This window comes from Brevundimonas sp. Leaf363 (assembly GCF_001424025.1).
Classification (GTDB): Bacteria; Pseudomonadota; Alphaproteobacteria; order Caulobacterales; family Caulobacteraceae; genus Brevundimonas.
Genome location: NZ_LMPZ01000002.1, coordinates 266,031 through 282,419 on the forward strand (window position 1 = coordinate 266,031; position 16,389 = coordinate 282,419).

The following is a 16,389-nucleotide window of genomic DNA, read 5'->3' on the forward strand; positions in this document are numbered from 1 at the left end:
GACCCATCCGGACAAGGACCGACCCCATGTCGACCAAGACCCTGCTCGCGCTGATCGCGGGCCTGTCACTGACGGCGCCGCTGGGCGCCTGCGCCTCGATGATGACCTCGGCGTCGCCGACGGCGGTGGCCGCCGGCGCCGGCTTCGAGCGCATCGCAGACGGCGTCATCGTCACCCCGACCGAGGGTGAGGCGCGCCGCGTCCGCCTGCAGGTCTACGGCCCCGAGACCATCCGCGTCACGGCCGTGCCGGACGCCAGCTTCGACCTGCCGCCGTCCATCATGGTGGTCACCGGCCCGGCGCCGACGCCGTTCGAGGTGACGCAGTCGGGCGAGACCGTCAGCGTGAAGACCGCCGAAACAACCGCCGAGGTCTCGACCGTCACCGGCGCCGTGCGCTTCCTGAACGCCGAGGGACAGGAAGTCCTGGCCGAGCGTCCCGGCCGCGAGATCGACCCGATCACCGTCACCGACCAGCGCGGCGAGCAGTCGTTCGAGACCGTGCGCCAGGTCTGGGAAAGCCCGGCCGACGAGGCCTTCTACGGCCTGGGTCAGCACCAGCAGGGCGTGATGAACTACAAGGGGCGGGACGTTGAGCTGCACCAGCACAACACCGACGTCGGCATCCCGCTGGTCGTCTCCAGCCGCAACTACGGCGTCCTGTGGGACAACAACTCCATCACGCGTTTCGGCGACCCGCGCGAATACACGATGCTGGATGAAACGCTGACGCTGCGCGACCAGACGGGCCGCTTCGGCGGTCTGACCGCCAGCTACTACGTCGACGGCCAGCTGAAGGTTCAGCGCCAGGAACGCGAGATCAACTACGAGTTCATCCGCGACCAGCTGCGCTGGCCCGAGGGCCTGAAGAAGCAGGCGGACCAGCCGGTGCAGGTCGGCGACATGGGCCGCGCCGGCCAGCAGGGCGTGCGCGTCGTCTGGGAAGGCACGGTCGAGGCCTTCGAGGGCGGCGAGCACAAGTTCCGCCTCTACTCCTCGGGCTACGCCAAGGTGTGGATCGACGGCAAGCTGGTGATGGATCGCTGGCGCCAGAACTGGAACCCCTGGAACCACGACTTCGGCGTCGAGATCCCGGCCGACCGTCAGGTCTCGATCAAGGTCGAGTGGACCCCGGAAGACGGCTACATCGCCCTGCGCCACCAGAACCCGCTGCCCGCCGCCGACCAGGGCGCGCTGTCGCTGTGGTCTGAAGTCGGGCACGCGGTCGACTACTACTATATCGGCGGCTCCAACATGGACGAGGTCATCTCCGGCTACCGGACGCTGACCGGCAAGTCGGTCATGCTGCCGCGCTGGGCCTATGGCTTCTGGCAGAGCCGCCAGCGCTATTCGACGCAGGAAGAAGTGGTCGGCGTGGTGCGCCGTTACCGCGAGCTGGGCCTGCCGATCGATAACGTGGTGCAGGACTGGTTCTACTGGCCCGAGAACGCCTGGGGCTCGCACGAGTTCGACGCCGCCCGCTATCCGAACCCGACCCAGATGGTCGCCGACGTTCACGCCATGAACGCCAACATCATCATCTCGGTCTGGCCGAAATTCTATCCGACGACCGAGCACTACAAGCAGCTGGCGGCGATCGGCGGCATGTACACCCGCAACGTCGAGGCTGGCGCGCGCGACTGGGTCGGCCCGGGCTACGCCAACAGCTTCTACGACCCCTATCTGGCGGCGGCGCGCGAGCTTTATTGGAAGCAGATGTCCGATAGCTTCGCGGGCATGAACTTCGACGGCTGGTGGCTGGATTCGGTCGAGCCGGACATGCACTCCAACCTGGACGTGCCGGAGCGGACCTTGCGCATGGGCCCGACGGCGATCGGCCCGGGCGCCCTGGTGTTCAACAGCTATCCGCTGGTCAACGCCGAGAACGTCTACAAGCACTTCCGCGCCGAGAACGACGACGACCGGACCTACATCCTGACGCGGTCGGCCTGGGGCGGTCTGCAACGCACCGGCTCGGTCCTGTGGTCGGGCGACGTGGTCGCGACCTGGGATGACTTCCGCAACCAGATCTCGGCCGGGATCAACACTAACATGTCGGGTCTGTCGAACTGGACCCACGACATCGGCGGCTTCGCGGTCGAGAGCCGCTACAGCAATCCGGCGGGCATGACGCCTGAGAACAAGGCCGAGTGGGACGAGCTGAACCTGCGCTGGTTCCAGTTCGGCGCCTTCTCGCCGGTGTTCCGTTCGCACGGCGAGTTCCCGCTGCGCGAGGTCTACAATCTGGCCCAGCCGGGCACGCCGCTCTACACGGCGTTCGGCGACCAGATGCGTCTGCGCTACCGCCTGATGCCCTATATCTACACCCTGGCGGGCGACCTCTATCACCGCGACGACACCATGATGCGCGGTCTGATCATGGACTTCCCGGGCGATGTGAAGGTCCGGGACATCAACGATCAGTACATGTTCGGCCGCGAGCTGATGGTCGCGCCGGTGCATGAGTACCGGTCGCGCGAACGGTCGGTCTACTTCCCGGCCGGCGCGGACTGGTACGACCTCTACACCGGCCAGAAGTTCGCCGGCGGTCGTGCCCAGACTGTGGCCGTGCCGCTGGAGCGCATCCCGGTCTATGCCCGCGCCGGCGCCATCCTGCCGACCGGCCCGGCCGTGCAGTATACCGCCGAGAACCTGGGCGGGCCGATCACCCTGACGGTCTATGCCGGGGCGAACGGGTCATTCGAACTCTATGACGACGCGGGCACGACCTATGCCTACGAGCGTGGCGAGTTCTCGCGCATTCCGATGCGCTGGGACGAGCGATCGGGCGTGCTGACCATCGGCGCGCGCACCGGTTCCTATCCGGGCATGCCGGCCAGCCGGACGTTCAACATCCGCTGGATCGGCGGGCCGGACGCGGCGGCGGGCGACTTCGGCGCGGCGACGACGAAGACCGTCCAGTACACGGGCGCGGCCGTGACGGTCAGCCGCTGATGCGAGCGGCGGGTGTGGCGGCGGCGGCCTGGCTGGCGCTGTCCGCGCCCGCCTTCGCCCAGACGACGACGGCGCCCCCGATGGCGACCGCTCCGGCCATGGCGCCGGGTCTGTTCGACCCGGTGTTCCAGGACCACGCGGTGCTGCAGCGCGGCCGGCCGGTCCCCATCTGGGGCCGCGCCGCGCCGGGCGAGACGGTGACCGTCCGATTGGCCAGCTGGTCGGTGCAGGCGCGCGCCGACGCGTCCGGCCGCTGGACCGCCCACCTGCCGACCCTGACCCAGGGCGGCCCTTATGAATTGACGGCCGAGGCGTCGGGCGGATCGCACCAGACGCTGAGCGACATTCTGGTCGGCGACGTGTGGCTCTGCTCGGGCCAGTCGAACATGGAGTTCATGGTCCAGCAGTCGACCAACTTCGGCACTGAAATCGCTAACTCCGCCGACCAGGCGCTGCGCCTGCTGAACGTTGGCCGCGCCAACCTGCCGACGCCCGGCCAGACCCTGCCGGACGGCACCGTCTGGGCCGTCGCCGGACCGCAGAGCGCGGCGCGCTTCTCGGCGGCCTGCTTCTTCATGGGCCAGCAGTTGCGCCGCACGCAGGACGTGCCGATCGGCCTGATCGCCGCGTCGTGGGGCGGCTCAGTGATCGAGGACTGGCTGGACGAGCCGTCGCTGCGCACCGCCGGCGACTACGACCAGTCCCTGTCCATCCTGTCCGCCTACGCCCGTGATCCCAGCGAAGGCATAGCCATGTGGTCGGGCATGGCCGACCGCTGGTGGGCCGCCAACGACCCGGCGATCAAGGCCGCCCAGCCCTGGTCGGCCGCCGATTTCGACGACAGCGGCTGGCAGGCCATAACGCCCGAAGGCTTCTGGGAAACCGCCATCCCGGACATGACCGTCTTCGACGGCATCGGCTGGTATCGCACCACCGTCACCCTGACCGAGGCGCAGGCCCGACAGGCGGCGCGGATCGAGCTTGGGCCGGTGGACGACATCGACGCGACCTTCGTCAACGGCCGCAAGATTGGAAACAGCCAGGGCTGGGACACCCCGCGCACCTATGCGCTGCCGGCGGGCAGCCTGCTCGCTGGCGCCAACAGCATCGCGATCAGCGCGCTGGACATCGCCGGTGGCGGCGGCGCCTGGGGCCCGGCGTCGGAGAAACGCATCGTACTTGCCGACGGAACGAGCATCCCCCTGAGCCAACCCTGGCGGTTCAAGGTTTCCGCCGCCATCAACGACGTGGCCCGCCCGCCGATGGCCCCGTGGATCGGCGGCAGCGGCGTGACCACTCTCTACAACGGCATGATCGACCCGCTGGGGCCGTACGCGGTGACCGGCTTCGCCTGGTATCAGGGCGAAGCGAATACGGGCGATCCGGAGGGCTACGCCAGCCTGCTGCCGGCCCTGATGCAGAACTGGCGCGGGCGGTTCGGCGAAGGCCGGCCGCTGCCCTTCCTGGTCGTTCAACTGGCCAACTTCGGCCCGGCGTCGAGCCAGCCCCATCCGTCCGCCTGGGCGCGTCTGCGCGAGGTCCAGCGCGAGGTGGTCGCCGCCGATCCGGCGGCGGGTCTGGCCGTCGCCATAGACATCGGCGACCGCTACGACATCCACCCGACCAACAAGCAGCAGGTTGGTCGCCGGCTGAGCCTTGAGGCGCGGCGTCTGGCCTATGGCGACACCACCGCCGCCCGTACGCCCAGCCCGCTGACCGCCACCCGCGACGGCGACCGTGTGCGGGTCCGCTTCGACCATGCCGGGCCGGGGCTTCTGACGATGGGATCAGGCCAGGCGGTCGGGTTCGAACTGTGCACGGCGGACGACGCCTGCCGCTTCACGCCGGGGGTGGTCGAGGGCGACACGGTTGTGCTTCAGACCGCGGGCGCGGCCGCCTCGATGGTCCGCTTCTGCTGGTCCGAAAGCCCGGTCTGCAACCTCTACGGCCAGGACGACCTGCCAGCCGTGCCGTTCGAGATGGCGATCCGTTAAGGCAGGGTGCAGGGCGTCTGGAAGCGCTGGGCGCCGTCCTTGTCGGACACCGCCATCACACGTCCGCATCTGTCGAATACGACGGACAGCACATCGTACGGCTCGTTCAGGAACCAGAGCCGGATGACGTAGCCGCCCGGCATCTGGACCACGTTTGATGTCGGGCCTAGCCGCCCGAACACCTCTGTCTCGGAGGCGCCGAGCGGGATGATGGCGATGACCTCCTGCTGCGTCTTCCCGTGCGCGCAGCCGCCAGTGATGAAGATCGTCGCCAGCAGAGCGAGGCGGCGCACCTACACCAGCCCGGAGCCCCGGGTCTTCACGCCCGGCGCGAAGTCGACCGGGCGGCCGGAGGGCAGGGTGATGGTCAGCCCGGCGGCGGTCTGCTCGAACCACAGCGCGTCGGCTGAGCCCAGCAGCTCGACCCGGTCCACGCGGCCCGCGCTGTTGCCCAGCGCCGGGATGACCATGCGGCCGTCCTCGGGCCATTCCATCGCATAGGCGTAGAGCGCGCCTCCCTTGGAGGTGAAGCGCACGTCCTGCGCGGTCCAGACCACTCCGCCGCTTTCGCCGTGCATGCCGCCCCCGACCTGCGTCGGGCCTTCGCCGTAGATCTTCCACGGGCGGCTCTCGAACAGGCCTTCGCCGCCGACCGTCATCCACTTGGCGATGCCGTCCAGGATGGCGCGCTCGTCGCTGTCGATCGTGCCGTCGCCGCGCAGGGGGACGTTCAGCATGAGATTGCCGTTCTTGGAGACGGTGTCGATCAGCCGCTGCACCACGGATTTCGCCGGGACATAGTAATGGCTGGTGTAGCGGGCGCGATTGTAGTGCCAATCGCCGATGCAGGTGTCGGTCTGCCACGGCTCGGCACGCAGGGCGTCGGAGAAGCCGCGCTCGACCGTGTCGGTGATGCCCTTGCGCTGGCGTTCGTCCAGTCGCTTGCCGTTCACGACCGGCATCTCGCCGCGCCAGGCCAGGCTGGCGTTGTAGAAGTAGGCGGTCGCGTCCAGGCCCGACTGGCCCAGCGGCAGGCCGTAGTTGTCGAAATAGACCATGTCTGGCTTGTAGCGATCGACCAGATCGCGCTGGCGCAGCTCCCACGAGCGGACGAAGGCCGGATCGTTCGGCGGCGGAGTTTCGATCCACTGGCCGTCGCGCGCGTCGTGCCAGGCGTTCATCGCCGCGATGCTGTCGATGCCGTCCGGCGGGACGAAGCTGGGGCCGACGTAGAGCTCCTGCGGGTCCAGCCCTTCCCAGCCCTTGCCGGCGCCGTCGGCGGTGGTCAGGCCGTAGGCGTCGTAGCGCACGCCCTTCTTCTGCCCCTCGGCGTCATAGCCATAGGCCGTCTGGTACCAGTGCCAGGCGTGGGCAGAGTGGTTGGAGACGGCGAACCGCAGGCCGCGCTCGCGCACCTTCTTCTCGACCGTGCCGACGATGTCGCGTTTCGGCCCGACGCGGGTCGAGTTCCAGGCGTGGTGGCGGCTGTCGAACAGGTCGAGGTTATCGTGGTGGTTGGCCATCACCATGATGTAGCGGGCGCCCGCCGCCTGATAGAGATCGAGCAGGGCGTCGGGATCCCAGTTCTCGCCCTTCCACATATCGATGAAGTCGATGAAGCCGAAGTCGCTGGGGTGGCCGTACGTCTTGACGTGGTGCTCGTAGAACGGGTTGCCCTGGATATACATCTGGCGGCCGTACCAGTCGCCGAACTCGGGCACGCACTGGGGGCCCCAGTGGAACCAGATGCCGAACTTGGCGTCGCGGAACCAGTCGGGCGTTTGGTAGCCGGCGATGAGCGAATCCCACGTCGGCTGGAAGCGCGCGGGCGGCGATGCGGCCGTGGGCAGCGTCGTGCAGCCGGCGGCGCCGAGACCAAGTGATGTGCCCAGAAGGCCGCGTCGGGACAGGGTCATTTCAGTTCCTCTCAGGCCGGTTCGCCGTAGACGACGCCGCGACCGTCGGTGGCGACATAGACGCGTCCGAACACGCGCGGATCGCCGGCGATGGCGCGATAGCGGCGGCCGTATTCGTGGCGGTCGTCGCTGACCCGCACCCAGCTGCGGCCCTCGTCGTCCGAGCGGAAGACGCCGCGCGTCTGACCGCGCCATCCGATGGCGAACAGGGCGGGATAGGTCGATCCTTCTGGCGGCTTGCCGAAGTCCAGCATCTCGACGCCTAGGCCGCCGTCCACCTTGGTCCAGGCGACGCCGCCGTTGGTGGAGCGGTAGAGGCCTGCCTTGGACACCAGCCACAAATGGCCGTCGTGCCCGGGCGTGCCCTTCAGCGGGAAGCTCTGCTCGCGCCATGTCGGCCGGTCGGCGGCGGTCTCGGCAGGCAGGCCGGTCGCGTCGACGGCGAAAAAGCTGACGGCCTTGTCGGTGCTGGCGAACCAGCGGCCGGTCGGGAAGTCCAGCGCGTAGAAGATATCGGGATCGACGCGGTCGGCGACGGGCCGCGCCTTCAGCGGCAGGCCCTGGCACGGCGTCCACGTCCGGCCACGATCCAGCGACCAGGCGGGCGTCGGCGTGCACAGGACGAAGGCCAGGCCGTCGGCCGACACCGTGATCGGCGCGTCGCGGTACAGGTCCATGCGGGGATTGTCGGCAGGGACGGGCGCGCCGGACGGCTGGGGCCGGCCCAGCGGCTTCCAGCTGCGGCCGTGGTCGTCGGACCAGGCGATCGTAGAGCCGTCATGTCCGGCCGAGCCGACACCCTCATGCGGCGTGCCGCTGCGGACCACGATATTCGGCGCAAGGCCGGCGTAGTCAATCTGGTTGCAGTTGGCGAAGACCGGCGTGGTGAACTGCAGACGCGGCGAGACGGTCAGGTCGTCGTGGGCGAAGCCGGAGATGTCGCCGAAGCCGGTCAGCAGCGGCGGTCCCTCCGGCGGGCTGACCAGGGTGATGACGGCGGTCTGTTCGATGCCCTCGACCCACGGCGTCCAGGCGGTGGGCCGGTTGCGGTCGGCGTCGGTCAGGTTATCGGTGGCGTAGAGAGTGGCCCCGGTGCCGTAGACGGCGTGGTTCGCATCGAACGGATCGATGGCCAGGGCCGCGATCCACCAGCCGAACGACGGCTCGGAATTGCCCCAGTACAAATACGGCGTGACGCTGACGTCGCGGGTCGCCTTTTCGCGCAGCGACGTCCAGCGGCGGCCGTCGTCGGTGGTGCGCCATAAGGTGTCGCCGGGCTGCCAGCGGTTCAGGGTCGAGACCAGAACCGTGCCCGGCTGATCCTTCGGAAGGGCGATGCCCATGAAGCCGCCGGAGGGGCGGTCGGGGGTGATGTCGCGCCACTCGTTCGTCCGGGTGTCCAGCCGCCAGACGCCGCCTTCAGCGACGCCGTTGGGGCCGACGCCGATGTTGGCGGTCAAATAAAGGACGCCGCGTCCGTCGATGACGGCCTTGGCGGCGGACCATCCGGTGCGCGGTCCGCCCTCGACGGCGCGCCAGGACGCGCCCGCGTCATCGGAGCGATAGAGCACCGCGCCGCCCGCATCGCCGACGCCGACGAAGAGCGTGCGCGTGCCTTGGCCCGCCACGCCGGTGGTAGGGTCGAAGACGACGAAGGCCAAGCCCGCGTGGGTCGGACCGCTCTCGGGCAGGCCGAGGCCGGGCAGGGGGAAGCTCTCGACCTTGGCCCAGGTGGCGCCCGCGTCGGTCGAGCGCTGCAGGCCGTCGTGGCGAGAGCCGAAATAGACAATGCGGTTGTCGTTCGGATCGATGGCCAGCCGCTCGCCAAGGCCGCGCCCATCCTCGTTGCCGCCCATGCGGAAGGGGGTGTCGGTGCGCCGCCACGTCGTGCCCCGGTCCTGCGAGCGCAGGATGGCGCCGGGGTCGCGCCGGCTGACGCCGACCGCCGCATAGACCACGTCCCGATTGACGGGGTCGGGCGCGATGCTTTCGATGCCGAAATCGCCGCTGATCGGGCTGGCGTCGTTGAGGGGGATCCAGCGGTCCTGTGAGGCGTCGAAGCGATAGGCGCCGCCCATGTCGGAGCGGGCGTAGGCCAAGCCACGCTCGATGGGGCTGAAGACCACGCCGGGAATGAAGCCGCCGGCGCCGACCTTCACATTCTTCCACACGTAGGCCGGATCATCCGCGCGCACGCGCGTGGCGGCCAGCACCGCCGCACCGGCTGTCGAGAAGCCCAAGCCTCTGCGTGTCAGACGAAAATCCAAGCCATCCTCCCAGGGTTCTTGCCGACCCATCGCCGCACCAGAGCCGATTGCCACCTGTGATGCAAGTTAGCACAGGTGAAATGACCTGCGGCGCTTGTGCGCACCGTGATGATGAGCCACTTGGACGCCATGCGCGACACCGTCCTGACCGAACTGAACCGCCTGCCGTTGGTGGCCATCCTGCGGGGCCTGACGCCGGACGAGGCCGTCGATGTGGGCGAGGCCCTGCTGTCGGCCGGCTTCACGACGCTGGAGGTGCCGCTGAACTCGCCGGAGCCGCTAATCAGCGTGCGGCGGCTGCGCGATGCGCTGGACGGCCGGGCGGTGGTCGGCGCCGGCACGGTGTTGAGCATCGAGGCGGCGAAACAGGTCGCGGACGCCGGCGGGCAGATCATCATCTCGCCCAACAGCAATCCAGAGGTCATCCGCGCCACGCGCGACGCTGGGCTGGTCTCCATGCCCGGCTTCTTCACCCCGACCGAGGCCTTCGCCGCGCTGGACGCCGGCGCCGATGTGCTGAAGCTGTTCCCAGCCGAGATCGCCGGACCGGGCGGGCTGAGGGCGGTCAAGGCCGTGCTGCCCAAGACCACGCCCGTATACGCCGTGGGCGGCGCCGATCCGGCGTCGGTGGGCACATGGCGCGACGCGGGCGCTGACGGCTTCGGCATCGGCTCGGCCATCTACAAGGCCGGTCGCTCGGCCGCAGAGGTGGGCGAGCGGGCCAAGGCCTTCGTCGACGCCTGGACGGCTTCAACCCGCTAAGGGTTGGCCCCGCCCGCTGGGGCGGATAGACCTTTGCCTCATAAGGGGCGGCAGGGGTCTGGGAATGAATCGACGCGGCTTTCTCCTGAGCGTCTCGGCGACGGCCTTGGCTGCGCCGGCTCTGGCGCATGCGCATGGAGGGCTGACGGCGACGCCGCCGCCCCTGCCGCGCGAGACCTTGTCGCTGGACGACGGCTGGCGCTTCCACGAGGGCGACATCCCGATGCCAATCATCATCGGCCACGGCTGGAGCTACGCCAACGCCAAGGCAGGCGCCGCCTGGGGCGCGGCCTCTCCGGCCTTTGACGATTCGACCTGGGATCAGGTGCGGCTGCCGCACGACTTCGTGGTCAGCCAGCCGTTCGATCAGAACGCCAACATCTCGCAGGGCTACCGCAAGCGCGGCGTCGCCTGGTACCGCCGGGCGTTGCGTTTCGAACCGACCGATCGCGGCCGCCACATCGAGCTGCAGTTCGGTGCCGCGGCCACCAACGCCACCGTCTGGTTCAACGGCACGATCGTCGAGCGTAACTTCAGCGGCTACAACTCCTTCAGCGTCGATCTGACCCCCTTCGTCCGCTACGGCGACCAGACCAACAGCCTGGTGGTCCGCATCGACGCCAACGCCATGGAGGGCTGGTGGTACGAGGGCGGGGGCCTGTACCGCCACGTCTGGCTGGTGAAGCGCAGTCCGATCCACATCGCCACCGACGGCGTCCACGCCGACCCGCGCAAAGGCGCGAACGGCCAGTGGACCGTCCCGGCGACTGTGACGGTGGCGAACGTCTCGGAGACCAGGACCAATGCGCGTGCGGTGGTCGAACTGGTCGACGCCAGGGGGGCGGTGGTCTCCAGCGGCTATGGCGACGTCTCGGTCGATCCGCTGGAGAGCGCCGACGCCACCATGACCCTGGCGGTCGCCGATCCCAAGCTGTGGTCGGTCGATCAGCCCAACCTCTACACCGTGCGCGCGCGGGTCGAGGCCAATGGCGCGGCCAGCGACAGCGTGGAGCTGAAGACCGGCTTCCGCACCTTCCGTTTCGACGCCGAGGAGGGCTTCTACCTCAACGACCAGTGGATGAAGATCCACGGCGTCTGCGTGCACCAGGATCACGCGGGCGTCGGCGTCGCCGTGCCCGACGCCATCTGGGACTTCCGCACCCGGCGGCTGAAGGAGATGGGCTGCAACGCCATCCGCATCTCGCACCACGCGCCGGCGGTCGAACTGCTGGACGCCTGCGATAAATACGGGATGCTGGTCCTGGACGAGAACCGGGTCTTCAACCCCTCGCCGGAATACTTGGCCCAGCTGGAATGGCTGGTGCGGCGCGACCGCAACCGGGCCAGCGTCTTCATGTGGTCGGTCTTCAACGAAGAACCGATGCAGGCGTCCGAGCAGGGCTATCAGATGGTCCGCCGCATGCACGCGGCGGTCAAGGAGCTGGACGACAGCCGCCCGGTCACCGCCGCCATGAACGGCGGCCAGTTCACGCCGATCAACGTCTCGCACGCGGTGGACGTGGTCGGCTTCAACTACGCCCAGGACACCTACGACCGGTATCACGCGGCCAATCCCACGACGCCCATGCTGTCGACCGAGGACACCTCGGCCTTCATGACGCGCGGGGCGTGGGAGACGGACAAGGCGCGCAACGTCATCGCCTCGGACGACAGCTGGGGGGCCGACTGGGGTGCGACGCACCGCGCGGGCTGGAAGGCCGTGGCCGAGCGCAAATTCGTGGCCGGCGCTTTCGTCTGGACCGGCTTCGACTATCGCGGCGAGCCGACGCCGTTCGAATGGCCCTCGGCGTCCAGCTTCTTCGGCTGCATGGACCTGTGCGGCTTCCCCAAGACGGCCTTCTTCATGCACCAGGCCCAGTGGCGAAAGGACATACCGGTCCTGCACGTCGCGCCGCACTGGAACTGGCCCGACAAGGTCGGCCAGCCGATCAAGGTGATGGTGATCTCCAACGCCGAGGAGGTCGAGCTGGTCGTCAACGGGACGAACATGGGCCGCCAGCCCGTCGATCCGTACGAGTTCAACACCTGGGAGACGGTCTATGCGCCCGGCCGACTGGTCGCCATCGGCTACGCGGGTGGAGTGAAGGTATCGGAACAGGTCGTCGAGACGACCGAGGAGGCGCGCCGCATTCGCCTGACGCCCGACCGCACGCGGATGCTGGGCGACGGCCGCGACGCCCAGCCGATCACGGTCGAGGTGCTGGATCGAAAGAACCGCCCCATCCCCAACGCCGATACCGCGATCCGCTTCATCGTCGAGGGCGGCGCGATCATCGGCCTGGGCAACGGCGATCCGAACAGCCGCGAGCCCGAGAAGGGCGTGGCGCGCAGCCTGTTCAACGGGCTGGCGCAGGTGATCGTCCAGACATGGCCGAGTTCGCGCGGGCAGTTACGGCTGCGCGCCGTCTCGACCGACCTGCGGTTCGCCGAGGCGATCATCGATCTGGACCGGACGGAGGTCCCGTCGGCGCCCTTGGTCGCCCCGGTGATGATGGTCGAGGGCTGGCGGCACGCGCCGATTTCGGCCCAGAAGCCGGACCCCAATGTGCAGGTCTCGGACTCCGATCAGAACAGCTGGACCTGGGTCACGCCCGGCACCCTGATTCCGGCGCCGACCGAGAACGGTTTCGTGCTGATCCGCGTGAAGTTCACGCCCTATCAGGCGGCGCAGGTGCGCGGCGGGGTGCTGAACCTGGGCCGCATGACGGGGCCGGCCGAAATCTGGCTGGATGGTCAGAAGGCACGCGACGCCCAGCGTGACGAGCAGGCGACGCTGCGGATGCCGCCAAAGGCCGGCGAGCGCACGGTGGCCATCGTGATGGCCGTCCGCGCCGGCGAGGCGTTCGGCTTCCGCAACGCCGTGACGAGCGGATACTAGGTGGCTGACGCATCGTCGGGCTGGCGTTTCTGGATCGACCGGGGCGGCACCTTCACCGACATCGTCGCCCGCGCGCCGGACGGCTCGCTGAAGGTCGACAAGCTGCTGTCAGTCAACCCGGAGCGATATGCCGACGCGGCGGTCGAGGGCGTGCGCCGCTTCGTGGCGACGGACCCCGCGCCGATTGAAGCGGTGCGTATGGGAACCACGGTCGCCACCAACGCCCTGCTGGAACGCAAAGGCGCGCGCACGGCCCTCGCCATCACGGCCGGGCTGGGTGATGCGCTCAAGATCGGCTGGCAAAGCCGGCCTGCTCTCTTCGACCTGAACATCCGCCTGCCAGAGCCGCTGTACGATGCGGTGCTGGAGATCGATGAGCGGATCGGCGCCGACGGGGCGGTAGTGCGGCCGATGGATGTGGCGTCGGCGCGGGCGGGCTTCACACGGCTGCGCGCCGAAGGGATCGAAGCCCTGGCCATCGTCCTGATGCACGGCTGGCGGCACACGGCGCATGAGCGGTGGTTGGCCGAGATCGCGGCCGAGGTTGGTTTCGCACAGGTGTCGGTCAGCCATGAGGTCGCACCGCTGATCAAGCTGATCAGCCGGGGCGATACGACGGTGGCGGACGCCTATCTGTCGCCGGTCCTGCGCGCCTATGTCGACCGCGTGGCGACGGCGCTGGGCGCCGAGACTGAGCTGCAGTTCATGCAGTCGAACGGCGGGCTGACGGCGGCGCGTTCGTTCCGGGGCAAGGACGCCATCCTGTCGGGACCGGCCGGCGGCGTGGTCGGCATGGCGGCGACGGCCGAGGCGGCGGGCTTCAGCCGGGTCATCGGCTTCGACATGGGCGGCACCTCGACCGACGTCTCCCACTACGCGGGAGCCTATGAGCGGGTGTCCGAAAAGGCGGTAGCGGGCGCTCGCTTAAGGGCGCCGATGCTGGACATTCACACGGTGGCGGCGGGCGGCGGATCGATCTGCCGGTTCGACGGATCGCGTCTGCGGGTGGGGCCGGAATCGGCCGGCGCCGATCCGGGGCCGGTCGCCTATCGGCGCGGCGGGCCGCTGAGCATCACAGACTGCAACCTGATGCTGGGCAAGCTGCGGCCCGAGGACTTCCCCGCCGTGTTCGGGCCGGACGGAGACCTGCCTCTGGACGCTACGGCGGTGCGCGAGGCCTTCGATGCTTTGTGCGCGCAGGTCGAGGCGGCGACCGGTCAGGCGGCCGATCCGCTGGTGCTGGCCGAGGGCTTTGTCGAGATCGCCGTCCAGAATATGGCCGAGGCGATCAAGGCGATCTCGATCCAGCGCGGCCACGACCTGACCGGCTATGTCCTGCACTGCTTCGGCGGCGCGGGCGGCCAGCACGCCTGCAAGGTGGCCGACGCGTTGGGGATGACCCAAGTGCTGCTGCACCCGTTCGCGGGGGTATTGTCGGCGCTGGGCATGGGGCTGTCTGACGTGCGCGAGCTGCGCGAGGCGACGGCCGCGCTGCCGCTTGAAGGCGCCAGCGACAGTCAGGCCGAGGCGCGGATCGCGGCGCTGGCGGACGAGGCGAAGGCAGCCTTGGTCGCCCAGGGCTTTGCGGCCGATACCATCGAAATCGAGCGTCGGGCGGCCGTGCGCTTCGACGGATCGGACACCAGTCTGCTGGTCGACTTCGGTCCGGCGGAGGGGATGGCGGAGGCGTTCGAGGCGCAGCATCGCCGGCGCTTCGGCTACGGGGGCGCGGGCCGGCGGTTGGTGATCGAGAGCCTGCAGGTTGAAGCGGTCGGCCGGGCCGAACGCCCAGACCTGTCGCTGGCGCCTGAGGCGGTGCCCGCTTCGGCGATCGGCGCGGCGGCGGTGCGAACAGAGGGCGCGGCGCATCAGGCGACAGTCTGGCGGCGTGAAGCTCTGGGCGTCGGCGCCGAGGTCGCAGGGCCGGCCCTGGTGCTGGAGGCGACGGGCACGGTGATGATCGAGCCTGGCTGGTCCGGGCGGATCGACCCGCTGGGGAATCTGATCCTGACCCGGAAGGCGCCGCTGACCAGCGCGGGCTTGGGCGCCACGGCGGTCGATCCTGTGCGGCTGGAGCTGTTCAACAGCCGCTTCATGGCCGCCGCCGAACAGATGGGCGAGGCGCTGCGAGCCACCGCCTCGTCGGTGAACATCAAGGAGCGGCTGGACTTCTCCTGCGCCGTCTTCGACGCGGGCGGCGCCCTGATCGCCAATGCGCCGCATATCCCGGTGCATCTGGGCTCGATGGGCGAGAGCGTGGCGGCGGTGGTGCGTGCGCGGGGCGACTGTCGGGACGGGCGGGGCCTGAAACCCGGCGACGTCTATATGCTGAACGCGCCCTACAACGGCGGGACACACCTGCCGGACATCACCGTGCTGATGCCCATCTTCCTAGACGATGATGCGCCCGCCTTCTTCGTCGCCGCGCGCGGGCACCATGCGGACGTGGGCGGTCGAACACCCGGCTCCATGCCGCCGGACAGCACCTCGGTCGAAGAGGAAGGCGTGCTGATCGACGATTTCCTGCTGGTCGATCAGGGTCGGCTGCGGGAGGTCGAGACGCGGGCGCTGATGGCGTCGGGCCCCTGGCCGTCGCGCAATGTGGATCAGAACCTGGCCGATCTGGCGGCCCAGATCGCCGCCTGCCAGCGCGGCGCGGACGAACTGAGGCGGATGGTCGGCGAGTTCGGTCGGCCGGTCGTCGAGGCCTATATGGGTCACGTCCAGGACAACGCCGAGGAGGCCGTACGCCGCGCCCTGTCGGCGCTGAAGTCCGGCGCCGCCGAAATCGAGATGGACGACGGAGCATGCATCCGCGTCCGCATCGACATCGACGCGGACGCCCGCTCGGCGGTGATCGATTTCACCGGCACCAGCGCGCAGCGGCCCAACAACTTCAACGCCCCGTCGTCGATCACGCGAGCGGCGACACTCTATGTTCTGCGGACTCTGGTGGACGACGCCATCCCGCTGAACGACGGCTGCCTGCGCGCCGTCGAACTGATCGTGCCGGAGGGCTCGATGCTGAAGCCGCGCTATCCGGCGGCGGTGGTGGCGGGCAATGTCGAGACCAGCCAGGCGGTGGTCGACGCCCTCTATGCGGCGCTGGGCGTCGTCGCCTCCAGCCAAGGGACGATGAACAACTTCACCTTCGGCGACGACCGGCGGCAGTATTACGAGACCATCGCGGGCGGCTCGGGCGCCGGCCCCGGGTTTGACGGCGCGGACGCCGTACAGACTCACATGACCAACAGCCGCTTGACCGATCCGGAGGTGTTGGAGATGCGCTTCCCGGTGCGACTGGAGACCTTCGCAATCCGGCGCGGCTCGGGCGGAGCGGGGCGCTGGACGGGCGGGAACGGCGTGGTCCGCAAGGTGCGTTTCCTGGAGCCGATGACGGCCGCCATCCTGTCCAACCGACGGCGCGTGCCGCCACAGGGCGCAGGCGGGGGATCGAGCGCGGCGCCAGGCGTGAACGCGCTGGAACGGACGGACGGGTCGGTCGAGGCGCTGAGCTCGACGGCGACGGTGACGCTGGGCCCCGGTGACGCCATGATCATCCAGACGCCGGGCGGCGGCGGCTTCGGCGAATAAGGG

The 16,389-nt window shown here is 69.2% G+C and carries 8 protein-coding genes; 5 read left to right on the forward strand and 3 right to left on the reverse strand.

Annotated features, from left to right (window positions below):
• Positions 1–26 precede the first annotated feature (26 nt).
• Entirely contained in the window at positions 27–2,954 is a 2,928-nt protein-coding gene (locus ASG17_RS04435; RefSeq protein WP_082496108.1) for a TIM-barrel domain-containing protein, read from the forward strand.
• Positions 2,954–4,948 (forward strand): sialate O-acetylesterase, encoded by a 1,995-nt coding sequence (locus tag ASG17_RS04440; RefSeq protein ID WP_156367724.1) that lies wholly within the window; start codon positions 2,954–2,956, stop codon positions 4,946–4,948. The genes ASG17_RS04435 and ASG17_RS04440 overlap by 1 nt, the downstream gene beginning before the upstream one ends.
• Here ASG17_RS04440 and ASG17_RS04445 read toward each other — a convergent pair.
• Genes ASG17_RS04445 through ASG17_RS04455 form a run of 3 tightly spaced genes read right to left on the reverse strand, consistent with a single transcriptional unit; the run spans position 4,945 to position 9,131 of the window.
• Positions 4,945–5,241 (reverse strand): hypothetical protein, encoded by a 297-nt coding sequence (locus ASG17_RS04445; RefSeq protein ID WP_056099738.1) that lies wholly within the window; start codon positions 5,239–5,241, stop codon positions 4,945–4,947. The two genes, ASG17_RS04440 and ASG17_RS04445, sit on opposite strands and share 4 nt — an antisense overlap.
• Positions 5,242–6,864, reverse strand: coding sequence for an alpha-L-fucosidase (locus ASG17_RS04450; RefSeq protein ID WP_056099740.1), 1,623 nt, complete (start codon positions 6,862–6,864; stop codon positions 5,242–5,244).
• Between the two features lie 11 nt (positions 6,865–6,875).
• Positions 6,876–9,131: a xyloglucanase gene (locus ASG17_RS04455; RefSeq protein ID WP_200935024.1), complete on the reverse strand. Its 2,256-nt coding sequence runs from the start codon at positions 9,129–9,131 to the stop codon at positions 6,876–6,878.
• A gap of 129 nt (positions 9,132–9,260) precedes the next feature.
• Here ASG17_RS04455 and ASG17_RS04460 point away from each other — a divergent pair, with 129 nt between their 5' ends.
• The 3 genes from ASG17_RS04460 to ASG17_RS04470 all read left to right on the forward strand — a co-directional run bounded on the left by ASG17_RS04460 (position 9,261) and on the right by ASG17_RS04470 (position 16,386).
• Entirely contained in the window at positions 9,261–9,893 is a 633-nt protein-coding gene (locus tag ASG17_RS04460) for a 2-dehydro-3-deoxy-6-phosphogalactonate aldolase (protein WP_235560356.1), read from the forward strand.
• A gap of 64 nt (positions 9,894–9,957) precedes the next feature.
• A complete protein-coding gene (galA, locus tag ASG17_RS04465; RefSeq protein WP_082496110.1) occupies positions 9,958–12,792 on the forward strand; it encodes a beta-galactosidase GalA in 2,835 nt (944 codons plus the stop codon).
• Positions 12,793–16,386: a hydantoinase B/oxoprolinase family protein gene (locus ASG17_RS04470; RefSeq protein ID WP_056099745.1), complete on the forward strand. Its 3,594-nt coding sequence runs from the start codon at positions 12,793–12,795 to the stop codon at positions 16,384–16,386.
• Positions 16,387–16,389: the final 3 nt, after the last annotated feature.